A 25,710-nucleotide genomic window follows, 5' to 3' on the forward strand; every position below is an offset into this window, starting at 1 on the left:
AGCAAAAAAAGCGCTCCGGGTGCCGTGACCCGAAACGCTTTTTAGGTATACATGACAATGCCCGCGGCTGGATTGAACCCGGCTATATTAAACACGCTTGGATCGGACGCGCCTGGACTGAACCCGGCTGAATTGGACGCGTCTAGCTAAGCTGTCCTTCCAGGTAATCCGGCAGCTCCTCTTCGGAGATAACGGGATAACCTTCCCGCCGCAGCAGCGCGGCTGTTACACCGTGCCCGCCGATTTTGCGGGCGCTGAAGGAACCGTCGTAGATCTGCTTGGATCCGCAGGAAGGGCTGTTTTCTTTCAGAACCACTAGCGTGGCTTGAACAGACTTTGCCAGCTCCAGCGCGGCATAAGCTCCCCGAACATAAAGCTCCGTGACCTCGCGCCCGGACCGTTCCACAACAACCGCCCGGCCATCCAGTACATCTTCGCCGGTTCCTCCGATAATTTCGGCGGGTTCGCGCGGCGTCGTGAATCCGCCCATCAGCTCAGGGCAGGCGGTTACCGCTTTTTGTTCCCTTACCAGCCGGCCGATGGTCTCATCCAGACTGTCCGTGCCGTTATAACGAACCTTCATTCCTGCCAGGCAGGAGCTGACCAATATCATTGCACGCATTCCCCCATTTGCAATCTTTATCTAAAATCGTTCCGTAAACCATAGGTCCACTTTATAGAATAAAAGAGACCCGTAAATCAGGCAAGCCGGAGAAACGAGACCTTACCGGGGAAAACGCGGCGTCCCTGCCCGGCTGCAGCCCCCTCAAACGCTTGGTATAATGAGCTTATGACCAATAACAAACGTATCATTCACCCCCATAAATCCGGTTTAAAACGCCCGAGTCAAGGCGGCGGCGCATCCGCACTGGACCGCTATATCCGCTCCCATGTATACGGCGGAGTCAGAGGGAATGCGCTGATCCTGACCCTGATCTTCATGGACCCGTTTCTGCTTATCCCGGCGGCGGGGCAGCCTGCGGCACCGCTGTATTTATGGCTGCTCGTCCCGCCAGTCGTGGTGATGAACAGCTGGGCGCTGATGCTTGCGTTGTTTCCGGAGCGGCTCAAGCTGAATTTTTTGCTGTTCCGGGCGGTGTTTGGCCTTGTTATGCCGCTCGGCCTGCTGACGGCTGCCCAAAAATTCGTGTACGAATGGATCGGGCTGCGCACGCCGCTTTATGCCGTGTCGTCCTTCTGCCTGTATGCTCTGGCTCTGGGATGGTATTGGAGACGGGGGGCACGGAGCGGGCAGAACCGCAACCCGGTCAGCTCAAGCCGAAGAAGCTTGCCGTGGGCGGCATTCGCCGGAATCGGCAGCCTGGCCGGCAACGCGCTGCTGGGTTTGACTTCCCCTTCAGCCGCGGGCGTTGTCCTGGCGTGTATTTACAGCGGCCTGTCTTTTGTGCTTTTTCATTTTACTGCGGAATGGGAATTGTACCTGAAATGGAAACGGAAGGAGTAAAATGCGAAGGCATAAAAAAAGACCCAAACAGGGCCTTCAGTGCTGGACGTCCCAGGAGGGATTCGAACCCCCGACCGTGCGCTTAGAAGGCGCATGCTCTATCCAACTGAGCTACTGGGACATGGTATGTATGAAATTCAGCAACGTTATACATTATACCGCAACCACCAAATTAATCAAGGCCGAGGCTGCGGCAAAAATGAGTCAATTTCGGTAACACTCCGGCTAAAAAACTGTGGGGGAAGATGCCTTGATTGACACCGGCTTTCCTGTCAAGTTCGTTCCGCCTGCCGGACGGCAGAAACGGTTCAGATCTCGGCGTATTCGCGAAACCGCCGTTCCAGCTGTTTTTTCAGCCCTTCGAAGATCAGCAGCTCGCGCTGAAATTTGGATCGTTCCTCTTCGGGCGTCATTACGGGACTCCCCGTGAACGCGCTCGCCGTGACATCCACAAACGCGTCGTGCATATTGTTATCGTACCAGTCGGTGGCCGTACTGGCATCGTTGGTCAGGATGCGGACAATCTCGTACCCGTCTTCGCGCCGGTCCTCCACGATATAGACAAGCAGCGGCAAATCACCGGCCGCTCCCGGGAGCACGCCCACCTCGGCGCAGGGAGCCCCGTCATAATCGAGCATTCTTCTTATTTTGGCGTCCTTGATATAGTACATGCATCATCCATCCCTTCCTGGCATCGTCCCCACACCCTTTATTGTTAGGATAAGGACATACATTTTATGCCTCCCTTCGGCATATATCTGTATTACTTTGACGAAAAGAACGGCGGGGCCGTCTTTTTTTTGCGCCGGGAGGCCGCTTGTCTGGCGGCGAAGGCGTCAGGGCGGCCGCGGGGACGGGTGCCAGCCTGCTTAACCCGGGTCAGCAGCACGCCGTATCTATAGGAATCGGTGCTTCCTTGCATGCTTGGAGCAGCCGCCGGAGAGGACGCCGAAATACACGAAGGAGAGGATGAACCGTCATGTGCGGAATAACAGGCTTTATCCAGTGGCACGGGGACTTGACGCAGCATTCGCAGCTTTTGGTTCAGATGACAGAGACGTTGGCGAACCGCGGACCGGACGCGGCGGGAACATGGATATCCGGACCGTGCGCTTTCGGCCACCGGCGTCTGAGCGTCATTGATCCGGAGAACGGTGCTCAGCCGATGATTGCCCGTCAGGGGGATCATACGTATGCCATTGTTTATAACGGAGAATTGTATAACGCGCCTGAACTGAAAGCGGAACTGAAGCGGCAGGGCCATCATTTTCGGACGGCCTGCGACACCGAGGTGCTGCTGCATGCCTATATGGAATGGGGACCCGGCTGCACGGAGCGCCTGAACGGCATCTTTGCTTTCGCCGTGTGGGACGGACGCGAGGAACGGGTGTTTTTCGCCCGGGACCGGCTTGGCGTCAAACCGCTTTTTTATAGCTTGAAAGAGGACACCCTGGTTTTCGGTTCGGAGCCAAAAGCTCTGCTGAAGCATCCGAAGGTTCGTCCGGAGGTCGGACCGGAAGGTCTGGCGGAAATTTTCATTATCGGTCCCGCCCGCACCCCGGGACAGGGCGTGTACAAAGACCTCGCCGAGCTGCGGCCGGGCCACGCCATGATTTACAGCCGGGAAGGACTGCGCAGCTACGCTTACTGGAAGCTGGAGGCTTCTCCCCATAACGACAATGAAGACGAAACCGCCGCAAAAGTACGCGAGTTGCTGACGGATACGCTGGAACGCCAGCTTGTGTCCGATGTTCCCGTGTGCTCCCTGCTGTCCGGGGGGCTGGATTCCAGCGCCCTCTCCGCACTGGCCGTCGATTACTACCGCCGGACCGGGCAGGGCCAAGTCGATACGTATTCCGTCGACTATGTGGACAATGACAAACATTTTACCAGCCATTCGTTTCAGCCCGGCGCGGACGGTCCCTGGATCAAGCGGATGACAGAGGAGCTAGGCACCCGGCACCACTATATCGCCTTTGACACCCCGGAACTGGTGCAGGCGCTCGATAACGCTCTGTTTGCCAGAGATCTGCCCGGGATGACGGATGTCGACTCCTCGCTGTATCTGTTTTGCCGTGAGATTAAAAAGAACGCCACCGTTGCCATTTCCGGCGAAGCGGCGGACGAGATTTTTGGCGGTTATCCCTGGTTCCACCGGGACGAAATGCTATACTCGGGCACTTTCCCCTGGTCGGTTGCGCCTAAAATGCGGGCCGGCCTGCTCTCTCCCGAAATCCGGGAATGGATCCGTCCGCTGGATTATTTGGGGGACCGGTACAGCGACGCCGTTGCGGAAGCGCCCAAACTGGAGGGGGAAACAGGCAAACGCGCCCAAATGCGGGTCATGTCCTACCTGAACATCACGCGCTTCATGCCAACCCTGCTGGACCGCAAAGACCGGATGAGCATGGGCGTGGGCCTGGAGGTACGCGTTCCTTACTGCGATCACCGTCTTGTCCAGTACGTCTGGAATATTCCCTGGGAAATCAAAACCGTAGGCGGCCGTGAAAAAGGCATTCTCCGCAAAGCGCTGGAAGGCGTGCTGCCGGATGACGTGCTGTACCGCAAAAAAAGCCCGTATCCCAAAACGCACAATCCGGCCTACTTGGAAGCGGTCCGGCAGCGGACGCTCGACATTCTGGACGATCCGGATTCGCCTCTCCTGCCGCTCATTGATGCCGAAGCCATCCGCGGGATTGCCGCCTCACCCGAATCATCAAGCCATCTCCCCTGGTTCGGGCAGCTGATGTCCGGTCCGCAGCTGTTCGCGTACCTTTCCCAGGTGGACCTGTGGCTGCGCACTTATAATGTGAAAATCGGCTGATTGGCGCGGAGGGATTAAGCGGACACTCGCGGCCGGGATACCCTGCGGTCTAAAGCTTAGCAAAACCGGACAGATGTAGATGCCAGGATCGCTCCACCGTAAAGCAACGACAGCAGCTGACCAGCGCAATCCCCTATTGCTTCGTACAAAAAAGCTGCCGCCGGCACGATTCCGTGTCTTGGCGGCAGCTTTTGCTGCATATAAGCGATCCGTAATCTAGAACGGGCCTAATTAATTTTTTTAAAAGTTGAAATTATCCGGGTCCGGGCCAAACCGGCGGTTCTCATTCAGTGCTTCAAGCGCAGCCACATCCTCGTCGCTGAGCGTAAAATCGAAGAAACCGGCATTTTCCTGAATGCGTTCCTTGCGGACCGATTTCGGAATGGTAACCACGCCCTGCTGCAGGTCCCAGCGGAGAATGATTTGGGCGGGCGTCTTGCCGTATTTGGCGGCAAGCTCTTTCAGCAGCGGCAGGTCGAGGTTGCCCTGCATCAGCGGGCTCCACGCTTCCAGCTGGATCCCCTGCTCACGCGTGTATTTGCGGAGCTCACGCTGGGTAAGCAGCGGGTGGAACTCCACCTGGTTTACCGCCGGCACCACGCCGGTATCCTCAATAATATCCTTCAGATGATGGATCTGGAAGTTGCTGACGCCAATCGACTTGACGTACCCTTCCTTTTGCAGGTGCACGAGCGCTTTCCAGCTCTCGCGGTATTTGCCGGCCACCGGCCAATGAATCAGGTACAAATCAATGACGTCAAGGCCCAGCTTGCTCCGGCTTTCTTCATATGCTTTTAGCGTGGTTTCGTATCCTTGATCCTTGTTCCACAGCTTGGTTGTAATAAACAGCTCGTCCCGCGGTACGCCGCATTCGCGGATCGCCTGCCCGACGCCGTTTTCGTTCTGATAGCCCGCCGCCGTATCGATGCTGCGGTAACCGTATTCCACCGCCCATTTGACGGCATTGATGACCTCTTCCCCTTCTTTGGTCTGCCACACGCCCAGTCCAAGCCAAGGCATAGTGCGGCCGTCATTTAACGTCGGTCCGCCGCTGAACGGCTGATTTAATGAGCTCATAATCGATACCTCCGGTTCACAAAGGATGGGATTTGTACTTGCTGCGACATTAAGTATAGCAGATGACTCGGATTTTACCAAAATGCCGGCGGGCCGGAGCTTGATCCTCTGTTACCTAGTAAAAAGTGGCATAGCCGGAATAGTGGGCACCGTAGTGAAGCGGTGTTGGCCGCAGCAAACCGTTCAAAGCCGGGGTGATGGGGTGATGGGGGAATGGGGTGATGGCTAAAGCAACCAGCCAAAGCCAAGCGAAGCGGTGTTGGTCACTGCAAACAGACTACGCCAGAGCAAAGCGGTGTTGGTCTACTGAAAAACGCCAAACCCCCGCGTCACGCCCGCGGAGGTCTGGCTGTTTGGGTTAAGACTTTTTAAGAATGAATTACTTTTGGATCAGCCGGAAATCGTCATAGTGAAAGGCCGGAGCAACGATACAGGATACCAGCACCGGCTCGTCGCCCAGCGGGTAAGCGGACTGCCAGACTTTGGCCGGAACCACCGCCTGCGGCTGCTGGCCCGCGGCAATGTCCAGTCCCAAAATGATGTCGGTAACTTCTCCCGGCGCTTCTCCATCGCCGCCCAGGCTTAGGCGCAGCGGGCTTCCCGCGTGCCACATCCATACCTCATCCGACAGGACCGTATGCCACTCCGAGAACTCGTCCGGGTGGAGCAAAAAATAAATCGAAGAGGCCGAAGCTCTGACACCGGTATACGCTCCCCCCAGCACCTCTTGGGGAATGACAAATGAAGATTTCCAAAGTTCCTTGTACCAGCCGCCCTCAACATGAGGCTGCAGCCCAAGCGAGGCTACAAACGGCGACAGCTGCTTCTCTGACAATGTTCTCTCTCCTTTTTGACGCGGATCAAGACGATTTCGGCAGGGGCGCACTTGGCCCCGCGCACTTGCGGCCTGCTTGCCAAAACTCCGTCTCTTCCGGTCTTTATCCTTAATTATCCAACTTGCGGACCTGCATGCCGTGGACAGCGGCTGTAATCTGACTGCAATTTGCATCTTCAGAAAAAAGTCCCTGAAACCGTCCGCCCATCCAGCCTATCCCTACTGTACCGGAATCAGGGAGGCTTGTAAAACTGCTTAGAAATAATGAAACGGCCCGGACGGACGGCAGTTCGCCGTTGTCCGGACCGTTGCACTTTGGCAGATTTCGGTTTAACTGCCGTTTTCGGCAGCTCATTCGCCGCAGCGGCGAATGACTCGCAGCTGCGCCATCCGATCTGTGCGGACCGCCCAACCGGCCGGTTATTCCGCGCTATTCCAGCCTTCCTCGGCAAGCCGTTCCGTCAACAGACGCAGCGCTTGACCTCGGTGGCTGACTGCCTGTTTTTCCTCAAGTGTGAGCTCCGCCATCGTCTTCTCATACTCCGGCAGGTAAAAAAGCGGGTCATAACCGAACCCTCCGCAGCCTGCCTGCTCCGAGGTAATCCAGCCTTCGACCCTGCCTTCCGCCGTCGTCTCCCGGGCGTCAGCAGGATCGTAAAGCGACAAGGCGCAGACGAAGCGGGCCGTGCTGAGCAGCGGCTGCTGGGTGTCCTCGCCTGCTTTTTGCCCCTCCAGCTCCTCCAGCAGCTTCCGGTTGTTGTCCGCATCCGAAGCGCCTTCCCCCGCATAGCGGGCCGAATACACTCCCGGCCTGCCGTCCAGCGCATCGACGCACAGTCCGGAATCGTCTGCAAGCACCGGCAGACCCAGCGCTTCGGCGACGGTACGCGATTTTTTGAGCGCATTTTCGGCAAACGTCCGGCCGTCTTCCGTAACTTCGGGGAGATCAGGATAATCAAACATGCTGCGGACTGTCAGCCCAAGCGGCGCAAACGCATGCTGAAATTCCTTCACTTTGCCCGGATTCCGGGTGGCGACAATAATCATCCGATCCTTGTCTGCCATTTTACACCCCTTGTCCGGCCCCGCCGCCGATTTGAAGGGCAATCGCTCCCAGCGCTTCCCGCTGTGCGGTGATCAACTCTTGCACGCCTTTTTCGCCGAGCGCCAGCAGCTCCTGCAGCTCTTCTCTGGAGAATGGGCTTTCTTCGCCCGTGCCCTGCAGTTCAACAAACTTCCCGGCGCCGGTCATCACAACGTTCATATCGACTTTGGCTTTGGAGTCCTCGTCATAGTTCAGGTCTAGCAGCGGCTGCCCGCCTACAACCCCGACACTTACGGCCGCCAAATAATCCTGGATCGGAAATACGCTGAGCTTATGCTGCTGGGCGATTTTATTCACAGCGAACGCAAGCGCGACAAAAGCGCCTGTAATCGAAGCCGTTCGCGTTCCGCCGTCGGCTTGAATAACATCGCAGTCAAGCGTAATATTTCGCTCGCCAAGCGCCTGCAGGTTGACCACGGAGCGAAGCGCCCGTCCGATCAGCCGCTGAATCTCCATCGTCCGGCCCGTCAGCTTGCCGCGTGCGGCTTCCCGCTGGTTGCGCTGCTGTGTGGCCCGGGGCAGCATCGAATATTCGGCCGTGACCCAGCCTTTTCCCTGCCCTTTTAAAAACGGCGGGACCTTCTCCTCCACAGTTGCGGTGCAAATAACCTTCGTGTCGCCCATCTCAATGAGGACGGAGCCCTCGGCGTATTTATTCGTTTGGGTCGTTATTTTCAGCGGTCTAAGCTGATCGGCGTTTCGCCCGTTTGCTCTCATGTGTTTGCCTCCTACAGTCGTATGCATCCATTATTATCGTGTCCGGCGTCTGCTCCACAGCGCGCCTCCGCCGGAAATGCATCCTTTATTCTACCAAACGGAAGGCACAAAAGCATCTTTTTGGAATCCGGGCAAACGCCCTTTCCTTCTTCGGCCTTAAGCGGTTGCAGGTCTGCGCGGCTTTGTACTAAATTAGCAGCGGATAAAAAACGGCTGCTATAGCAGCCATACGGCTAATGGCGGCCACGGCGGCTATGACGGCAATGAGTGGCTGGTGCGGCTACTATGGCTGCCGTGGCCTTTGCTCCTACTGTGATAGTGGCTAGTGCTTCTACTGTGGCTAGTGCTCCTACTGTGATACTACGGCTACTGTAGCTGTCGCGGCTAGTGCGGCTCCTGTGGTATTGCAGCTACTGGTATGTGGCTGACGGCTACTGCTCCTACTATGATACTGCGGCTACTGTAGCTGCTGCAGAAACTGCAGCAGCCCCGCAGCAGCGCTGCCTTACATCGGGAACTGGTTCACCGCTTCCGGCGCGGATACCGGCTTGCTGTAGTTGACGTTATCAGTGCCGGTTGTCTCCCCGCCATTCAGCGACACCTTCACCAGCGGCCGCTCGCCGTCCGTGTTGCCGGCTACCGTCAGCACCACTGACTTCAGCAGCTCGGCCGGCACCTTGCCGCTGCCTTCAAACATTTCATCGTCAAGCGCGACGGAGACAATGCCGCCGTCTTCTTTTTGCACGGATTTCAGCGTGGTGCCCGACGTCATCACCTGCTCCAGCGGCTCGCCTGCCTCCGGTCCTTCAATGAGCTCATCAATCGCCGCCGTCAGACGGTCTTTGCCGGAGTCAACAAAGCGGGTGATTGGCACGTAATACTGCAGCCCTTCGGGAGTCGCCGCGGAAAAATACACCGTTACGGCCCCCGCATTCATATCATGCGGTCCGCCGCTTTGAGTCAAATTAATCCCCAGGCTGCGGTCAAGCGGACCGGACGCCAGCGGAGTTTGGTTTACAGGCATTTCCGTCAGCTTTTTGCCATTTTCCCAGAGCTGGACCTGCCGGACGCCTTCCTGCCCGGTGAGAGTCCAAGTTAAGGCCTCCAGTATTTTGCGCTCATCTCCCGCCCGATATGTGGAGAATGCTCCGCCAAGCTCCACTACCGCCAGCCCTTCGGCTTCATCCATCGTGACCGCCTTCACTTCAGTGCCCTTAGGCAGCACGCCGCTAAAACCGGAGGGAAGCGAACTCTGATAGGGGCCGTCCGCAACAAGCGCCTCAAGGGCCTGCTCCATCGCATCGGTGCCTTTTGCCTCGGGCAGGGGCACGGCAACCGGAGCCAGCAGGCCGCTGCCGTCCTGCAGGAATACTGTAGTGCGCGGTCCTTGCGGGGCCGTGTTGGCCGCAGCCTGATCGGGTGTTTCCCCGGTTTCGGTCACAACGGCAGCCTGATCGGGAAGCAGCATCTGCCCGCCGTCTGCATAACTGAGCATTTGGGCCTCCACTTCCGCGGGCGGCGGGTCGATAGCGCCGGAAGACTCTGATCCAAACAACCCGCAGCCGGACAGCGCCAGCGGTACGGCAAGCAGACAGGCCGCGGAAACGCCGCGAACGGTGGAACGTTGTTTCATCTTGATTTCCCCTTTCGATGGTTGATACCGTTTGTAATGCTATGTATACGAGCCCTGTCCGCAAAAAATAACAAGGCTTATCCAAGACCGCTCAAAAATCCCCGCTCAACGCTCTCTGATCCGGTTTCAGGGTGTTGGATCGCCCGTAAAGATGCATGCTGCGCCCGCGATTGGCCCTCTGGCAGCTTGCGCTTTACCCGTTGGAGATTGGCAAAGATTCGCGCTGTGCCCGGTTTCTGGACAAACGCTTCCAGGATCAGTACAATTGTTCTACCGCCGCCCTTATCCGGGAAGGCGCCAATCCAACGACCGACCCAACAGGAGGACTGAACCTTGGCTGAAGCGAATTTGCCTTACAGTCTGAACAGCGAAGCGGTTGCCGAAGCGACCAGGTATTGGCTGCGCAAGCGCGGAGTCACGCTGCTGGAAATCGCGGAACTGGTTATGCTGCTCCAGAAAAAATACTATCCCAATCTGACCATGGAAGAATGCGTACACAATGTCGAGATGGTGCTGAGCAAACGCGAGGTACAAAATGCGGTGCTGACGGGAATCCAGCTGGACATTTTGACGGAGGAGGGCAAATTGTTTTCCCCGCTGCAGGAAATGATCCAGAACGACGAGGGTCTGTACGGCGTAGATGAGATTTTGGCCTTCTCCATCGTGAACGTCTACGGCAGTATCGGATTTACAAACTACGGCTACGTCGATAAGCTGAAGCCCGGCGTATTGGACCGGCTGAACGACAAAACCTCGGGACAGGTCCACACCTTCCTGGACGATATTGTCGGAGCCGTGGCCGCGGCTGCCAGCAGCCGGATCGCCCACCGCAAGCAGGCGGAACGGGAAACCAGCCTGGGACTGCCCCATGCACCGGAGGACAACCTGGAGGGACCGAAACCAAAGGTTTAAATTGCGGTTGCTGCGGCGGTTTTAACCACCATTGCGCATCCGCTTCCCCCGCTATCCATGACGGAAGCACAAAACAACCCAAAGCCGCAGGCAAGGAGGTTTTCCTTGTCCGCAGCTTTGGGTTGTTTGGGTTGTTTGGGTTGTTTGGGTTGTTTGGGTTGTTTGGGTTGTTTGGGTTGTTTGCGTTGTTTGCGTTGTTTGCGTTGTTTGCGTTGTTTGCGTTGTTTGCGTTGTTTGCGTTGTTTGCGTTGTTTGCGTTGTTTGCGTTGTTTGCCTTTTTACCAGAGTCTGTACGCAAACTTACTTCAGCCATAACCTCTTCGAAATCAACGTAAAAAAAGCCTTGAACATGCTCGCTGTCTTGTCATAGCGGGTTGGCAGCCGATAATTTTTCATTTTATTAAAAAAGCATTCGATTAAATGCCGTTCTGTATAAGTATCCTTGTCGTAAGCTCGTTTTCGCCGGTTTCGCTTGTTCGGAATGACGGGAGTTGCGTTTTGTTTTTTTAACAAGGCAATAATTGCACCGGTATCGTAAGCCCGAACGGCAAAACTTCTCGATTCTTGATGAACTCGGACTATGGTTGTATCCATCCTCATCTGCTCAAAGTCCGGCTCAATTGGTAACCAAAGTCCGGTTTAATGGTAACGTGCTTCAGCATTTCATCCCAGATTCCCGCCTTTTGTAGCCGCCAGAGAAAGTAGGGGTACAAGTTCACGGACACAGGGAACCTTATTTGCTGATTATTCCGTGTTTTGGCAAAGTGACGGACTCAGATTCACTTATTTACGCGGAGAAGCCATAGTTTGTATGTTTTTGGTACGAATAACGGAACTGGAGTCCGCCAGGCCTACAAAAGCCCAAGAATTTCAGAAATAACGGCCGCTGGGTCCGTAAAGACCTCTGTAAAGACCTCCGTATCGCGTTCTGTGGTAATCCGTTGCGGGTGTGTCACAGGAGAGGATTCGTAGATCGATCTGACAATAAACAGGTGACCTCGCCACACCAGTCCCGACTTGGCATTCTTTCCATTCATACGGATGAACAGATTGCGCAATGTGATTGTACTGCAATCTGACTAGAGTCTGTAAGCAAACTTACTTCAGCCATAACCTCATCGAAATCAACGCCAAAAAAGCCTTGAACCTGCTCGCTGTCTCTCTGTGGTCTAACCGCTGTAGTCTGTCCTCTGCCGTCTGCCCAGTCGTCACCGCCCTTCGGCTATTCGCCAAGGACGAACCGGAGGCCGGCTTCGTCCGCCACTTCCCGGGCCCGCCCCCGGCGGACCAGCTCCGCCGCATGGGCCAGCGCTTCGCTCATCGCGAAGCGCATCTGGTGGATGCCGCGGATGCGGCCGCCGAACAGCCCGAGACACAGCTCGAAGCCGGTCCGCGGCCCGGAGGCCAGCAGCGCCTCCGTTTCCGCCAGCCGCTCCTCGTGATGGACGAGCAGCTGGTCGATCCGTGCGGCGAACTCCGTCAGCTTATCCCGGTGCCCGGGATAAGCCGTCTTCACCGGAAGCCGCCGCAGCAGGACCAGCCCGTCCAGAAACGAGGCCAGCGGCTGCGGATCGCTGCCGGGCAGCAGGCTGATGTTCGGCGACACCAGCGGCAGCACGGCGTCCCCGCACAGCAGCAGCTCCCGCTCCGCATCGTAGAAGGAGAGGTGGCCCGGTGCGTGGCCCCCCGTCTGGATGGCGCGCCAGGTCCGGTCCCCGAGCCGGACCGTGCCGCCATTCTCCACGATGCTGACATCAGGCTGCGGCGACGTCTGCGGCAGGAAGCTCCGCAAATGCTCCGGCAGCTGCGACGTCCATTCCGGCGGCATGCCGTGCGCCGCAAAAAAAGTTCCCAGCGTCCGGTTCAGCTCCGGCTCCGCCCGCTCCTCCGGAGCCTGCCTGGTGCCAGATTCCCCGCGCAAGCCGCCGCCGGAACCGCTGGCCGGGCCGCTAACTGGGCCGCTGCTAACAGAGCCGCTAGCGGTCCTGTTGGCGGTCCCGCTAGGACCCGCGCCGGTATGTCCCCACATCCGCCCCGCTTCCTCCAGCGCCCGGCGGGACATAAGGACCGGACATCCGGCTTGTGCCTGCATCCAGCCCGACAATCCGTAGTGATCCGGATGATGGTGGGTGACCACAACCTGCCGCACCTGCCGCCAGTCCAGTCCCCAGTCCTGCAGCAGATGGTTCCACAGGGCTTCGTTGGCTTCGGTGCGCGGGCCCGGATCAACGACCGAAATGCCGTCCGCTTCCTGGAAGACGTAGGCGTTCACTTGACGCAGCGGCCCCGGCATCGGCACCGCTACCCGCAAGACGCCGTCCGCCGGCATGTCCGGCAGGGCGAAGCTTCTCCCGGGTCTCCCCGCAATTTGCCCGAACCGGTCTTTACCTGTATCCCGCCCGCCGCCTCCATCCGGCCGCACTCCGCTTCCACCGCTCATTGCGCGCGAACACCCGTAAAAATCATCCGGGGCGACTCTTCAGGATTGTAGGCGTCTTCTTCGTAGCTTCCGTGCACCGCGGTCAGCGACAATCCAGCCGCTTCGATCATCCGCCGGAACTGTTCCAGCGGATACAGCTTCACCCGTTCATGATACAGGCGGGGTTCGCCTCCTGATCTGGAGGTGAGGCGAATGTCTTTTTTTACGTAACCGTCTTCGATCCGCCGCTGCTCGTCAATCAGACAATCCCCGTCCTCCCGCGTCGAATGCGGAACGAGATGCCGCACAACATGAGCGGGGTTCAAATAATCGATAATGAACTGTCCGCCCGGCTTCAGCATCCGCCAGATTTCCCGCAGCACCTTCAACTGCTCTTCATCCCGCTCAAAATAGCCAAATGAAGTGAACAAATTCACGACTGCATCGAAACCACCCTCCAGCGGCAGTTCCCGCATGTCGGAACGCACCCAGGTCACTTCCTCCGCACCCGGCTGTTTCCTTGCCTCGCGCAGCAGCACCTCGGACAAATCGACGCCGGTCACCTCGTACCCTTCCCGCCGCAGCGCCAGCGAGTGCCGGCCCATCCCGCAGCACAAGTCGAGCACTTTCGCTCCCGGATGCAGACCGAGCCAGCCAATCATCTGCTTGACCTCCTGCTGCGCGCCGCCGAAATCACGGTGCCGGTATACGATCAGATAGTCCTCTCCAAAACTTTCCTCATACCATTCGCTCATCGCTTGTCGCTCCTCCCGCCTGTCTCTCTCTATACAGTCAAGGTAACGCCATTGTACCGCCTTTTTATCCAAACTCAAAGCGCCGTTATATGAAAAAATGTTTATTCAGTTCATCCCGTTTGGTTAAGATATCAATAAAGTAACGGATTTTACACGCAAACCGGCCAGCTTGCCCGTCTTGCCCGTCGTCCGGCGGGAGCCAGCGGATTGGCCGGGGGAGGTCCGGCGGAGAACCGGGCCATTGCAGCAACCAGCCGTCTTTGAAGGAGGAACTATGCGATGAACCCGAAATGGTGGAAGGAAAGCGTTGTCTATCAGATTTACCCGATCAGCTTTATGGATGCAAACGGCGACGGAATTGGCGATCTCCAAGGGATTATTTCCAAGCTGGATTATTTGAAGGATCTCGGCGTGGACGTCGTGTGGGTGTGCCCGATTTATAAATCGCCGAACCATGACAACGGCTACGATATCAGCGACTACTGCGACATTATGAAGGAATTCGGCACGATGAAGGATTTTGACCTGATGCTGAGAGAAATGCACGCGCGGGGAATCAAGCTGGTGATGGATTTGGTGCTGAATCACTCCTCCCATCAGCATCCATGGTTCATCGAATCGAGAAAATCAAAGGATAATCCGAAACGGGACTATTATATATGGCGAAAAGGTAAAAACGGCGGGCCCCCGAACAACTGGGAGTCTTATTTCGGCGGTTCGGTCTGGCAATATGACCCCGAAACCGATGAATATTATCTCCACCTTTATTCCAAATTCCAGCCCGATCTGAACTGGGAAAATCCTGAAGTCATCACCAAAATGCACGAGATGGTGGAATGGTGGCTAAAAAAAGGGGTGGACGGTTTCCGGTTCGACGCCATCGCTCATATCGTCAAAACCGAAGGTTACCCGGATGCGCATAACCCGGGCGGCACGCCGACCGTACGCGCATATGAGATGTTTTCCAATCTGGATCATGTGCACACCCTCCTGCAAAACCTGCACGACAGCGTGCTGTACTTCTACGATATCATGACGGTCGGCGAAACGTCGGGGCTTGGCCCTGAGCAGGCGCTTGATTATGTCGGCGACGGACGGCGCGAGCTGAACATGACGTTCCAGTTCGAGCATATGAACCTGGATGCGGCGGCTCCGGGCCTCGGCAGATGGGACACGGTGCCCTGGAACCTGCTTTCGCTCAAAAAAATCATGGGCAACTGGCAGACCGTCCTGCATAACCGCGGCTGGAACGCCAACTATTTGAACAACCACGACCAGCCCCGGTCCGTCTCCCGCTTCGGTAACGATATGTATTACCGCATTCCGTCGGCCAAAATGCTGGCAACCTTCATCCACACGCTGGAGGGCACGCCGTACATTTACCAAGGCGAGGAGATCGGCATGACCAACATCGCGTTCCAGTCGATTGAGGATTACCGGGACGTGGAGACGCTGAATTATTATGAGGAGAAACGTGCGGCGGGGGTGCCGGAAGATCAAATTATGGCCGCCATTCACAAAAAAAGCCGGGACAACGCCCGCACACCAATGCAGTGGGATACAAGCGACAACGGAGGATTCACCACAGGCACACCCTGGATTCGGGTGAACTCCAACTACATGGAGATTAACGCCGAGCAGGCGATGCACGATCCGGACTCCATTTACCATTACTATAAAAAGCTGATTGCGCTGCGCCGTAAGCATAAGGTAATCGTCTATGGCGAATACCGTTTGATCCTCCCGCTGCATGAAGAAATTTATGCGTACACGCGGACGCTGGAGGATGAGCTGCTGCTGGTGATCCTGAACTTTTTTGACCGGGAGCCGGTATTTGAACTGCCGGAGGAGTTTACGCGGGATGGCATGCAGCTGCTGATCTCCAACTACACTGAAAGCAAAACGGACGACCTGCGTCAGCTGAAGCTCCGGCCTTATGAAGCGAGAGTTTATTTGCAGAAAAAAAACGCCAAACCCGCCGCGAAGTAACGCGGCGGCAGGCGGCGATAGGCGGCGGTAAGCGGCATAAGCTACAGCCTGCGGCGAACTTATGGTAAACCGGCCTGGCAGGAAATTACGGTCAAAAAATCCGAGGCCTGATCCTATTTATTTTGAATTTTCAAAGTAAATACATCTGACTTGGAAACGTACATACTATAGGTTACTCCATCTATGGTGATTTTTTTTGAAAAGACTCTTTGTTTTCCCGGGTCTACCATAGGGATATGGCTTAAAAGTTCAGATATTTTGGAAGAAACACTACCATAATACTCATTTCCGTTATAAATCGCGTAAATAATTTGCGCAGCGTAAATAGCCCTCTCGATTCCCATATCCCCTTCAATTCCGTATTCATCCAATTCTTCTTTTTCTTCTTTAGTCAAATACTCCACTTTGGTTTGAAGGGTTAAGCTTTTTATGCTGTTGTCTGTATTCAGAACCCCTGTTAATGCCGAGGACTCATCTAATTTCACGCTAAATAAATTTGTTTCTTGATCTTTAGTTATTTTATAGTCAGAAATGATAAATCCGCCTTCGTAGCTGTTGAATTTTTTTACAAAATAAGGGACGGATTTAAATAGCTGTTTTGTCTTCTGAGCATTTTGGCCACTGGCTCGGGCGCTGAAAGTCTCCCCCATAACAAGTGATGAAGAAAAAAACAAAACAAATGCGATTACCCATTTTGCAGCTTTCATCCTCTAGCCCCTTTACTAAAACAATCTTTTTATAAGCGTATGCTCACACCAGCGGCCTTTCAACGCCAAGTTATCGCTCATACCATCGGCCTTTCAACGCCAAGTCATCGTCCATGCCGGGCGCACTAACAAAAGCCGGCAACCTCACCCAAACGGGAGAGCGCCGGCTTAAAAGCTTTATTCCGTATCCCTTGAGCCGTCTATTATTGCATCCGCCAAAAGCCTACCCGGCGTCCCGCTCCGCCTCCTCGCCCAGCCACTGCAGCAGCAGCGCCTCCGGCACGGTCTCTTTGGTCCGCTCCGCATACTCCCGCACCCGCATCAGCAGCCGCTCGGCCGTCTCGGGCGAAATCTCCACACCTTGCTGCCGCAGCACGTATTCCACACCGCCGCTTCCGGAATGCTTGCCGAGCACAAACGTGTGCTCCCGGCCCAACTCGCCCGGATCAAAGGTCTGGTAGGTGGCCTGGTCCTTCATCAGCCCATCGACATGAATACCCGACTCATGGGTAAAAGCCAGCGGTCCTACAATCGGTTTGGCATCTCCGACCGTCCGCCCCGAAGCCGCAATCACCAGCTCCGCAAGCGACTGGAGCGCATCCGCTCTGACCGCGCTGTACCCTCCATAGAGATAACGCCAGGCCAGCACCACTTCTTCCATCGCCGCATTCCCTGTCCGTTCGCCGATCCCCGCAACCGTTGTGCTCGCCCAGACGGCGCCTGCGGCAATCCCGCTCAGCGTGTTAGCCGCAGCGAGACCAAAATCGTTATGACAGTGCACCTCAATCTCCACAGTCTTCGGCACCGCTTCAATCAGCGTGCCGATTCGCTCGGCCATCTGGGCCGGATGGTGGGCCGATACCGTATCGGCGTACCGAAACCAGCGTACCCCGTCCTGATACAGCGTATTTACCGTCCGGATCACAAAATCCATATCCGCCCGCGAAGAATCCTCCATCCCCACCGAGACCGTGAGGCCGAGACGAAGCGCATAATCGACCGTCCGCCGGAGCTTGTCCAAGCCCTCCGAAGGCGTAAGGCCCAACTTGCCCCGGAGCTGAATCTCCGATACCGGAATGGAAATGTGGCTCCAGTCCACGCCCGTCGACCACGCTTTGTCAATATCGCTCGTAACCGCCCGATTCCAGGTCATCAGCCGCATCGGCAGACCCAGCGAAAGAATCGCCGCAATGTCCTCCTGCTCTTTTGGCCCCATGGCCGGAATCCCTACCTCCGCCTGCTCTACGCCGCATACCGCCAGCATCCTTGCGATTTCCAGCTTTTCCGCCCTTGTGAAAGAAACTCCCGCCGCCTGTTCGCCATCCCTAAGTGTCGTGTCACACAGCCTAAGACGTTTCACGGTTGTCATCCTCCTTCTCCGCAGCAAGCGCAGTTCGGATTACGAGTGAGGTGCACGCTGTAACAGGCAAAGTCGATCGTCGAAAAGCGATGCATTATGCCCGCATAAGCCGTCCCTACCCGTGTAATCCATTTTACGGCTTCCAGTGCCGCCAGACAACCCGCAATTCCGGAAGTTGCTCCCAATACTGGAAAACCAAGCGGCTCCCACTCCGCTCCGCGGTCAGGGTAGATGCATTCCAGACAAGGGGTCAACCCGGGCAGGATGGTGGTCAGCGAAACCTCAAAGCCGTACATGGCCGCTTCGATCATAGGTTTTCCTGCTTCCACGCACAGGCGGTTAAGGGCGTACCGTTCCGGAAAATCGTATCTGGCGTCGATCACCATATCGGCCGCTTCGACCCAGGGGCGCGCAGTATCATCAATTCGCGAGTTATATCCCACGATTTCGACCTCGGGATTCAGCATGCGGAGGCGAAGGACAGCCGTTTCGATCCGTTTTTCACCGAGATGTTCGGTATCCATTAAGATTTGCCGGTTCAGGTCGGGAGCCGCAACAACGCCTTCATGCGCCAAAATCAGCTTGCCGATTCCCGCCGCCGCCAAATACAGCGCTGCGGTGCCGCCCAGGCCGCCGACGCCGGCGACAAACACGCAGGCCTTGCGGAGCGCATGCTGGCCTTCTTCCCCCAGCAGCTTCAGCTGACGGGCGTAGCGGGAGCCGGGGAGGTCCCGTGGTGCCCCTCCCGCCGTCGTCCCTCCTGCTATCGCCGCTCCAATTGCCTGCGCTTCACCTGCCGCCCCTGCAACTCCCCCCGACGCCACTTCTGCTGCCCCTCGACTCGCCGCCACTTCCCCCGCTCCCTCTACCGTCGTTGCTGCAGCCGGTGCCACTCCTGCTCTCCCTGCTCCACCTGCCCCCACTTCTCCTACTGCTCCCGCCATCGCCTCTCCCGCCGCCAATCCACCTATCGCCTCTCCACTCGCTGCTCCCCCTACCGCCGCTTCTCCTATCCCCGCCCCCTCTAACGCCGGACCCGACCGCTCCATTCCCCTTCGCCTCCTTTCTCCGTCAGCCTCTAGCCCTCCAAAGCCAAAGCTCCGTGCACCGTGACCCAGCGGTTGTGCTGATCCAAAAAAGCCAACCCTTCTTCCGCACACCCGGCTCCATAATCTACTGCCGCACGAACCCCGGCGAAGGGAAACGGGAAGCCGGGCCGGATGCTTTTCAGCACCAAGATGGTCCGGCCGGTAAAAATCAGCGCCCGTCCAAAACCCTCATCATTCAGCTCCGCGGCGCTTTGCATCTGCAGCCCGCTCCGCTCTTCAAGCAGACCGGCCGCCGCCTGAAACAGCAGCGCGGCCTGCCGGACCGTGCGCGGCGACACCATGCAGCCGGTGTCCGACCGCCGTTTCTCGTCCGCCGAGACAAGAAACAGCCGGGCGATCTTGTCTTCAGCCGGCAGGGATGTATAACTGCCGAATGGGTCATACGCATCAAGCAGTCCGCACAGCCGGTTGATGTACGCCTCCTTCAGTTCGCTTTTGTCTGTGCCCGGTTCTTGGGTCAGGCGTATCCCGCTGTCCCGATCCGGGCCGGACAAGGCCCCCGCAGGCCGTCTGTTCCGCGCCAGGCGTTCCCGCAAATCCTCTCTCCCGCTACTGGGATTAACGGCTCCGCTGCTCACCGGTTCCATCTCCGGCCCCCTCCTTATCTGCTTCGGCCTGCATTACTTTGGCAAGCCACAGCGGCGGTTTCCCCTGCAGCAGCTCTGTCAGCCGTTTCACCTGCTCGTCGATCCGGCTGCCGGGCGGCACCTTGACCGGCATCATCCGGCGGCGGGTTACCCGCGCGGCCGCCGAAGCCCCGATCTGCATCAAAAAAATCAGCGTACAGTCCTCAATCAACGTGATCCGGCAGTCAATCCGGCTTCCTTCGTCCCTGTCGGCGTCCCGCGGCACCTCCCGCAGCTCATAATCCTTCGCTCCCTGCCTGCCGATCGTATACACGGCGAACCGGGGACTTTGCCCAAAATGGGCATTGACCCGCACGCCGTCATCTGTTGCGAACGCCACTTTCACGCCGGTTCTCCTCCCTTCGCATCAGCGCATTGCCTGTTTTGTTTACCCACTCCATCGCGCCCCGGTAGCCCACGGAAACGTTGAGATGCGCTCCAAGCTCGCTCCATACCGGAAAACCTGCGGCGAGGAACGCCGCGCCAATCCGCCCGGCGCAGGCGGCTCCATGAGAGCTGCCGATCCACAAATCCGCGCCTTGGCCGAGCGTTTCCGCATCGTCCAGATCGCCGATCCAGATCTCGCCTTCCATGGCGGTTAAAGCGGGCGATTCGCACGGTACGACCCGGGCTTTCGGCTGAATGCCAAGCTCCTTCAGCCAGCCTGAGACGGAAACCAGGTGGTCCGGCTCCAGCGTTACGACCGCTGAAGCTCCAGCGAACTGAAAATGCGCGTCCAGCAGCGCATCCAGCAGATTTTCGCGCTGCCAGCGGTATTTTACCGGCACCGGCTCCCCGCTAATCCGCCGCAAAAACTCCATCCATTCATCGGACGCCCCGAGTCCCATCGATCCGTGAAACACCTGATACGGCGTACCAAGTGCGTTGTGCAGCCGCCGGGCCGGCCGTTCCATCCCGCTTCCTACCGCGATAGTAAGACCGGACTGCAGGCTCTGCAGCATGGAATCCAGCGGCACGCCACCGCGTGTAAGCGGCGAAAAACCGGTCAGCAGATGCCCGGACAGCGAAGTAGACAAATCCGGCAGCGCAATCACTTCAAAGCCAAACGAAGCCAGCAGCTCTTTCAGCTCCATCACATCGCCGGGAGTCAGCATCGCCCCCGGAAGGAGGGTGATCTGGCGGTTGTTTACGCTTTTGGGCCCCCGGCTTCCGCACAACACGATCAGTTCGTCAATCAGCGCCTCGGCCGCAGCGGCAAAACCGGCTTCCAGCGAACCGCGAAAATCCCCGAGCGGCACCGGAAACAGCAGCACATCGCGGAGATTCCGCTCCCGCTTGTAGGTTTTCAGCATGGCCTGGTAATCCACACCCGCCACCTCGGTCAGTTCCGTCCCAATGACGCCTATTAGATCCGGCCGGTGTTTGGACAGCACCGTATTTAGTGCTTCCTCCAAATTCCGGTTAGCGTCGAAAATCACGTCCATTTCCTGAAGCGCAGAGGTCTGAACGGCAATGGGTTCACGAAAATGGCGGGTAAGCAGCGCTTTGGAAAACGCGGAGCACCCCTGCGCACCATGGATAACCGGAAGCGAACGGTAACACCCCTGCAGCGCCAGGACGGCGCCAAGCGTCTGGCTGACCTTAAGCGGGTTCACGGTTACGGGTTTCGTCAGTTTTTTCACCGTCATCTGTCCGCCTCCCTATCCCATGGCGCGGGATTCGCCGCCAGCTTCCAGACCGGATGCGAGATGGCGTGCACAAGCTCCTTGGCCAGCCGCAGCAGCCCCTCATACCCCGCATAAGCACGGTGCCGCTCCTGGTTGATATCCACAAACGGAATCTGTTCCTTCATCGCGACGTACATGTTTCTTCCACCCGCGATCATAATATCCGCTTTGCGCTCACGCACGGTTTTCAAAATCCGCCCGGCGCCGCCCTCCGCAATATACTCCGTGTCGTCTCCTACCCGTTCTGCAATCCGGACTACATCGTCGGCCGTCGATTTATTTGTCCCCACGCCGACCACCTGCACGCCCAGCTCTTTCAGCGCGGAAATCACCGACCAGCTTTTGACGCCGCCGGTGTAGAGGACCGCTTTTTTGCCTTTCAGCGCTTTGCGGTACGGCTTCAGCGCATAGGCCAGCCGGTTCTCCTCCCGTTCCGTCAGCCGGTCCACCCGCCGCTCCAGCTCCCGGTCATTCAGCAGGTAGGCCATCTGCCGCAGCGAATACGTCGTCTCCCTGGCCCCGTAAAAAGACCCCTCGAAATACGGAATGCCGTATTTCGTTTCCATCTCCCGGGCCAGCCCGAGCAGCGCCCGGCTGCAGACGACCATGTTGACGCGCGCCAGATGTGCGCAGGTCAGCTCCCGGTAACGGCTGTCGCCGGTAATCCGCGCCGTGACCGGAATGCCGGCCTGGCCCATCAGCCGTTCAATGTCCCAGATTTCGCCGGCGATGTTATATTCGCCGATCAGATTGACGCCCGGCGGAAGCTCGCGGTCCGGCTTTCCCGTGCCGATGACGTACTGCAGCAGCGCATCGCCCGCCAGCCGGTTGCCCAGGTTTTTGCTGCCGACGAACCCCGGACTGTTCACCGGCACCACAGGCAGCCCGAGACGTGCGGAGCTCTCCGTACAGACCGCATCTATATCCTCGCCGGTCAAAGCGGTGACGCACGTGGAATAGACAAAGATCGCCGGAGGCGCAAAGCGCCCGGCGATATATTCGACGGCTTCCTTTAATTTTTTTTCCCCGCCGAAGATAATGTCGCTGTCGGCCAGATCAGTTGTGAAGCCGTAACGGGAAAGCGCGGCTCCGCTGGTCAAGCTTCCCCGGCTCTCCCAGCTTGTTCCCGCGCAGGGAACGGGCCCATGAACGAGATGCGCCGCATCCATAATCGGCAGCAGCGTGATCTGGGCGCCGTCGAAGGAGCAGCCCCCGGCCGCCTCCCCGGGCTTCGGCCGGGGACAGGGCTTGGATTTGGGGGCGGGGCTGGCGCACACTCCGGCGTCATACGGTTCTTTTCGGATCGGATCCATGCGGCGTCTCCCTCCTTCGCCTATTGCGAAAAATGTTCACTTCAGCTTACGATTCAGCGGCCTAACGCACCAGATCGAAGTTATACCCGTCGTTTTCTTTATCCAGCCGGTCCAGCACGGTATTGACGAGAACCGTCAGCAGATTCAGCGCACCCTGGTAACCGATGACCGGATAGCGGTGCAGGTGATGGCGGTCAAACAATGGGAACCCGATACGGACCAGCTCCACGCCGGCGTCTTTGGCCGCAAATTTCAAATGCGAGCTGCCAAGGGCAAAATCTACCGGATCCATGATTAGCAGGGAACGCATATGCCACAGATCGCTGCCGGCATAAATTTTGCCTTCCGCGCCATAAGGACTGGAGGCAAGCAGCGCTTCGGCTTCCTCCTTGAAGCCGTTCTCCGGATTGGAGCACACGATGTGGACCGGCTCCATCCCCAGCTCCAGGCAAAAACCGATCAGTCCAATCAGCAGATCGGGATCGCCGGCCAGCGCCACCCGTTTGCCGTGCAGGTACGGATGGCTGTCGGTCATCGCGTCGACCACCCGCCCCCGCTCCTCGGTCAGCTGCTGCGGAACCGGCAGGCCGGTCAGCTCTCCGATGGCTGCAAGCAGCCGGTCCGTCGCCGTTATGCCGATCGGGGCCGAAAACGCGGCCGTCTGCTGCTTCCACTCGCCGGCTGTATATTCCAGCGTTTTTTTCAGCGTATATTTCTGCAAGGCCAGCGTTCCCAGCGCCGAAGCCGCCTTCGGCACATCGTCCAGCTTCGTCCCGCCGTAGTAATAGCGGTATTCGCCCGTCGCGGGGGAATCGAAGTTCCCGCTGTGATCGCCGAGGAAGGTATAGCCGGTATCAAATGCATCCAGGATTTTGCGCATTTCGGCATAGTTGCCGGTGTACGGCTCAAACCCCATCAGCACATTCAGCTTCTCCCCGCTCAGTCCGCCGCCGCCCGGAACAGCCTGCCGGCCGGCAGCGGCGAACAGCGTGGAGAGAATCGACTTCAGCATGGCATCATACCCAGAGATATGCGATCCCGCGAAGCTCGGCGTGTTGGCGTAAGGAATCGGCATTTCCTGCGCAACCGCACCCTTTTGCCGGGCATTCGAGATAAAAGCCTGCAGATCGTCCCCAATGACCTCCGCCATACAGGTCGTGGAGACGGCGACCATCTCCGGTTTGTAGAGCGCCACGGCATTCTGCAGCCCGTCGATCAGGTTGCTCATGCCTCCAAATACAGCGCCGTCTTCGGTCATGGAGGAGGACACAGCGGGTGTCGGCTCTTTGAAATGCCGGCTCAAGTGGCTGCGGAAATACGCTGTGCAGCCCTGCGAACCGTGAACAAACGGCAGCGTCTTCTCAAATCCAAGCGCCGCCATCACCGCGCCAAGCGGCTGGCACGCCTTGTGCGGATTAATGACCACCGCCTTGCGGCCGAAGTTCTGCTCGAGGTATTCGGCAGTCCTCGAATACGCCAACGCCTCCTCCAGCGCTTCTTCGGCGCAGGGAGCTTCAAACGCCTTTTTGCTCTCCCTTTGGGCTGTGTACTGTTCCTGCCGGAACAGGGTGCCGCTGTCGGGAATCTCCAGTCTGTCGCTCATGCTCCCGCCTCCTTCACTGCCGCCCCAGCCTCAGCAGGCTTCAGCAGATTCCAGACCGGACTGCTTACGGTCATATCCATATCCCTTGCAAAGATGGGAAAACCGTCAAAACCGTGATACGGTCCGCTGTAATCCCAGGAATGCATCTGCCGGAACGGAATGCCCATTTTGTGGTAGACGTATTTTTCCTTGACGCCCGAACCCATCAGGTCGATGTCCAGGCGCTGTGCCAATTCATCCAGCTCGTAGGCGGACGGATCGTCGTATATTATGGTGCCTTCCGGCAGTTCCCGGAATGTCCGTTCATAGTCGTCTTTATGGGCAAATTCGTAGCCGGTTGCGACGATTTCCATCCCCAGATCCTCGTAAGCGCCAACGGTATGCCGCGCGCGCAGCCCGCCGATCAGCAGCATCACCTTTTTGCCCTCCAGCCGGGGTTTGTATTTGGCTATGACCGCATCCATGCGGGGTTTGTATTTGGCGATCACCCGCTCGCAGTTGTCCTGGATCGTCCGGTCGAACCGGGCGGCGATGGCGCGCAGGCTTTCAATCGTTTTGGTTGGTCCAAAAAAGTTGTACTCCATCCACGGAATCCCGTATTCCTTCTCCATCGTAGTCACCATATAGTTCATGGAGCGGTGGCAGTGGATCAGATTCAGCTTCGCCTTGTGGGCGATCTCCACTTCATTGATTGTGCCGTCCCCCGACCACTGTGCGATCACGCGCAGTCCCATCTCTTCCAGCAAAATCCGCGAGGCCCAAGCGTCGCCGCCGATATTATAGTCGCCGATAATGTTCACATCGTACGGGCCGGAATCGGCGAGCTCCTTTTTGCCCATAAGAAAATCGCGGATTGCATCATTGGCGATGTGATGGCCAAGCGACTGGCTGACGCCGCGGAAGCCTTCGCAGCGCACGGGAACGATGGGAATGTCCAGCTCTTTGGACATTTTTTTTGCGACTGCTTCGATATCGTCGCCAATCAGGCCGACCGGACATTCCGATTGGATGGAGATGCCTTTGGCGAGCGGAAACATCGTTTTGATCTCCCGGCAGATCGTCTCCAGCTTTTTGTCTCCGCCAAACACGATGTCCGTTTCCTGAAAATCGCTTGTAATCTGCATAGCGGTAAAATTGTCGATGCCAAGCGTCCCGCTTGCATAGTTGCGCCGCGTGCCCCAGCTGTATTGGCCGCAGCCGACCGGGCCATGGCTGATATGCACCATATCCTTGATCGGGCCCCAGACCACCCCTTTGGAGCCGGCATAGGCGCAGCCCCGGATGGTCATGACGCCCGGACGGGATTTCATGTTTGATTTCAGCGTACAGGTGCCGCAGCTGACGGACTCGGCCGTGTTGATCTGATAATGCTTTTGACGGTCTTTGCGCGCTTTTTCGGGGTAGGCTTCCAGGATGTCCTCCACCAGCTGTTGCTTCGCTTCCACATTCAGTCCCATCGTGATCCCTCCTTTATCCATGTGTTTGTGGCGGCGGGCCGGTCCCAGGCATTTGTGCGGTTAACCGGTCCCGGACATTTTGTTGCGGCCGACCGGACCCGGGCAGCGCGGCTTTG

General features: G+C 57.5%; 24 protein-coding genes and 1 tRNA gene. 4 read left to right on the forward strand and 21 right to left on the reverse strand.

Annotated features, from left to right (window positions below; all coding sequences use genetic code 11):
* Positions 1-142: 142 nt before the first annotated feature.
* The gene (locus tag ACE6ED_RS22000) at positions 143-613 is read right to left on the reverse strand and encodes a 2-thiouracil desulfurase family protein (RefSeq protein ID WP_410829570.1); all 471 of its coding nucleotides are present in this window, start codon (positions 611-613) and stop codon (positions 143-145) included.
* A gap of 177 nt (positions 614-790) precedes the next feature.
* Here ACE6ED_RS22000 and ACE6ED_RS22005 point away from each other — a divergent pair, with 177 nt between their 5' ends.
* On the forward strand, positions 791-1,465 hold the full coding sequence (locus ACE6ED_RS22005) for a hypothetical protein (protein ID WP_410829571.1): 675 nt from the start codon (positions 791-793) through the stop codon (positions 1,463-1,465).
* A 47-nt stretch (positions 1,466-1,512) separates the two neighbouring features.
* Here the strand turns inward: ACE6ED_RS22005 and ACE6ED_RS22010 are convergent.
* The 3 genes from ACE6ED_RS22010 to ACE6ED_RS22020 all read right to left on the reverse strand — a co-directional run bounded on the left by ACE6ED_RS22010 (position 1,513) and on the right by ACE6ED_RS22020 (position 2,387).
* Positions 1,513-1,586: transfer RNA gene (locus tag ACE6ED_RS22010), tRNA-Arg, on the reverse strand.
* A gap of 187 nt (positions 1,587-1,773) precedes the next feature.
* The gene (locus tag ACE6ED_RS22015) at positions 1,774-2,136 is read right to left on the reverse strand and encodes a hypothetical protein (protein ID WP_410829572.1); all 363 of its coding nucleotides are present in this window, start codon (positions 2,134-2,136) and stop codon (positions 1,774-1,776) included.
* 92 nt (positions 2,137-2,228) lie between these two features.
* Entirely contained in the window at positions 2,229-2,387 is a 159-nt protein-coding gene (locus ACE6ED_RS22020) for a hypothetical protein (RefSeq protein WP_410829573.1), read from the reverse strand.
* Between the two features lie 57 nt (positions 2,388-2,444).
* Here ACE6ED_RS22020 and asnB point away from each other — a divergent pair, with 57 nt between their 5' ends.
* Positions 2,445-4,289 (forward strand): asparagine synthase (glutamine-hydrolyzing), encoded by a 1,845-nt coding sequence (gene asnB, locus ACE6ED_RS22025; RefSeq protein ID WP_410829574.1) that lies wholly within the window; start codon positions 2,445-2,447, stop codon positions 4,287-4,289.
* Positions 4,290-4,529: 240 nt separating this feature from the next.
* Here asnB and ACE6ED_RS22030 read toward each other — a convergent pair whose 3' ends face one another.
* The 5 genes from ACE6ED_RS22030 to ACE6ED_RS22050 all read right to left on the reverse strand — a co-directional run bounded on the left by ACE6ED_RS22030 (position 4,530) and on the right by ACE6ED_RS22050 (position 9,656).
* Positions 4,530-5,366: an aldo/keto reductase gene (locus ACE6ED_RS22030; RefSeq protein WP_410829575.1), complete on the reverse strand. Its 837-nt coding sequence runs from the start codon at positions 5,364-5,366 to the stop codon at positions 4,530-4,532.
* A 379-nt stretch (positions 5,367-5,745) separates the two neighbouring features.
* Positions 5,746-6,201, reverse strand: a complete 456-nt coding sequence (locus tag ACE6ED_RS22035) for a cupin domain-containing protein (protein WP_410829576.1) — start codon at positions 6,199-6,201, stop codon at positions 5,746-5,748.
* Positions 6,202-6,621: 420 nt separating this feature from the next.
* A complete protein-coding gene (locus ACE6ED_RS22040) occupies positions 6,622-7,266 on the reverse strand; it encodes an XTP/dITP diphosphatase (RefSeq protein ID WP_410829577.1) in 645 nt (214 codons plus the stop codon).
* Position 7,267: 1 nt separating this feature from the next.
* A complete protein-coding gene (gene rph, locus ACE6ED_RS22045; protein ID WP_410829578.1) occupies positions 7,268-8,023 on the reverse strand; it encodes a ribonuclease PH in 756 nt (251 codons plus the stop codon).
* A gap of 505 nt (positions 8,024-8,528) precedes the next feature.
* Positions 8,529-9,656, reverse strand: a complete 1,128-nt coding sequence (locus tag ACE6ED_RS22050; protein ID WP_410829579.1) for a GerMN domain-containing protein — start codon at positions 9,654-9,656, stop codon at positions 8,529-8,531.
* 333 nt (positions 9,657-9,989) lie between these two features.
* Between ACE6ED_RS22050 and ACE6ED_RS22055 the strand changes: the two genes are divergently transcribed.
* Positions 9,990-10,568, forward strand: coding sequence for a phosphatidylglycerophosphatase A family protein (locus tag ACE6ED_RS22055; RefSeq protein ID WP_410829580.1), 579 nt, complete (start codon positions 9,990-9,992; stop codon positions 10,566-10,568).
* 300 nt (positions 10,569-10,868) lie between these two features.
* Here the strand turns inward: ACE6ED_RS22055 and ACE6ED_RS22060 are convergent, their stop codons facing one another.
* From ACE6ED_RS22060 to ACE6ED_RS22070, 3 genes are all read right to left on the reverse strand, one after another.
* A complete protein-coding gene (locus ACE6ED_RS22060; protein ID WP_410829581.1) occupies positions 10,869-11,162 on the reverse strand; it encodes a hypothetical protein in 294 nt (97 codons plus the stop codon).
* A 628-nt stretch (positions 11,163-11,790) separates the two neighbouring features.
* A complete protein-coding gene (locus ACE6ED_RS22065; RefSeq protein WP_410829582.1) occupies positions 11,791-13,008 on the reverse strand; it encodes an MBL fold metallo-hydrolase in 1,218 nt (405 codons plus the stop codon).
* Entirely contained in the window at positions 13,005-13,742 is a 738-nt protein-coding gene (locus tag ACE6ED_RS22070) for a class I SAM-dependent methyltransferase (protein WP_410829583.1), read from the reverse strand. Before ACE6ED_RS22070 ends, ACE6ED_RS22065 begins: the two co-directional genes overlap by 4 nt.
* A gap of 279 nt (positions 13,743-14,021) precedes the next feature.
* Here ACE6ED_RS22070 and ACE6ED_RS22075 point away from each other — a divergent pair, with 279 nt between their 5' ends.
* Positions 14,022-15,731, forward strand: a complete 1,710-nt coding sequence (locus ACE6ED_RS22075; RefSeq protein ID WP_410829584.1) for a glycoside hydrolase family 13 protein — start codon at positions 14,022-14,024, stop codon at positions 15,729-15,731.
* A gap of 113 nt (positions 15,732-15,844) precedes the next feature.
* Here ACE6ED_RS22075 and ACE6ED_RS22080 read toward each other — a convergent pair whose 3' ends face one another.
* The 9 genes from ACE6ED_RS22080 to nifD form a co-directional block, all read right to left on the reverse strand.
* Positions 15,845-16,438: a hypothetical protein gene (locus ACE6ED_RS22080; protein ID WP_410829585.1), complete on the reverse strand. Its 594-nt coding sequence runs from the start codon at positions 16,436-16,438 to the stop codon at positions 15,845-15,847.
* A 223-nt stretch (positions 16,439-16,661) separates the two neighbouring features.
* Positions 16,662-17,798: a homocitrate synthase/isopropylmalate synthase family protein gene (locus ACE6ED_RS22085; RefSeq protein ID WP_410829586.1), complete on the reverse strand. Its 1,137-nt coding sequence runs from the start codon at positions 17,796-17,798 to the stop codon at positions 16,662-16,664.
* 5 nt (positions 17,799-17,803) lie between these two features.
* A complete protein-coding gene (locus ACE6ED_RS22090; protein ID WP_410829587.1) occupies positions 17,804-18,847 on the reverse strand; it encodes a HesA/MoeB/ThiF family protein in 1,044 nt (347 codons plus the stop codon).
* 29 nt (positions 18,848-18,876) lie between these two features.
* A complete protein-coding gene (locus ACE6ED_RS22095; RefSeq protein ID WP_410829588.1) occupies positions 18,877-19,494 on the reverse strand; it encodes a DUF269 domain-containing protein in 618 nt (205 codons plus the stop codon).
* Positions 19,466-19,879: a NifB/NifX family molybdenum-iron cluster-binding protein gene (locus tag ACE6ED_RS22100; protein WP_410829589.1), complete on the reverse strand. Its 414-nt coding sequence runs from the start codon at positions 19,877-19,879 to the stop codon at positions 19,466-19,468. Before ACE6ED_RS22100 ends, ACE6ED_RS22095 begins: the two co-directional genes overlap by 29 nt.
* Complete coding sequence (gene nifN / locus ACE6ED_RS22105) at positions 19,854-21,182, reverse strand: nitrogenase iron-molybdenum cofactor biosynthesis protein NifN (protein ID WP_410829590.1); 1,329 nt, start codon at positions 21,180-21,182, stop codon at positions 19,854-19,856. Before nifN ends, ACE6ED_RS22100 begins: the two co-directional genes overlap by 26 nt.
* The gene (nifE, locus tag ACE6ED_RS22110; protein WP_410829591.1) at positions 21,179-22,534 is read right to left on the reverse strand and encodes a nitrogenase iron-molybdenum cofactor biosynthesis protein NifE; all 1,356 of its coding nucleotides are present in this window, start codon (positions 22,532-22,534) and stop codon (positions 21,179-21,181) included. The genes nifN and nifE overlap by 4 nt, the downstream gene beginning before the upstream one ends.
* 61 nt (positions 22,535-22,595) lie before the next feature.
* On the reverse strand, positions 22,596-24,137 hold the full coding sequence (nifK, locus tag ACE6ED_RS22115; protein WP_410829592.1) for a nitrogenase molybdenum-iron protein subunit beta: 1,542 nt from the start codon (positions 24,135-24,137) through the stop codon (positions 22,596-22,598).
* A complete protein-coding gene (nifD, locus tag ACE6ED_RS22120) occupies positions 24,134-25,594 on the reverse strand; it encodes a nitrogenase molybdenum-iron protein alpha chain (RefSeq protein ID WP_410829593.1) in 1,461 nt (486 codons plus the stop codon). The genes nifK and nifD overlap by 4 nt, the downstream gene beginning before the upstream one ends.
* Positions 25,595-25,710 lie beyond the last annotated feature (116 nt).

Source organism: Paenibacillus nanchangensis, assembly GCF_046543445.1.
In the GTDB taxonomy this organism is placed as follows: Bacteria; Bacillota; Bacilli; order Paenibacillales; family Paenibacillaceae; genus Paenibacillus_AQ; species Paenibacillus_AQ nanchangensis.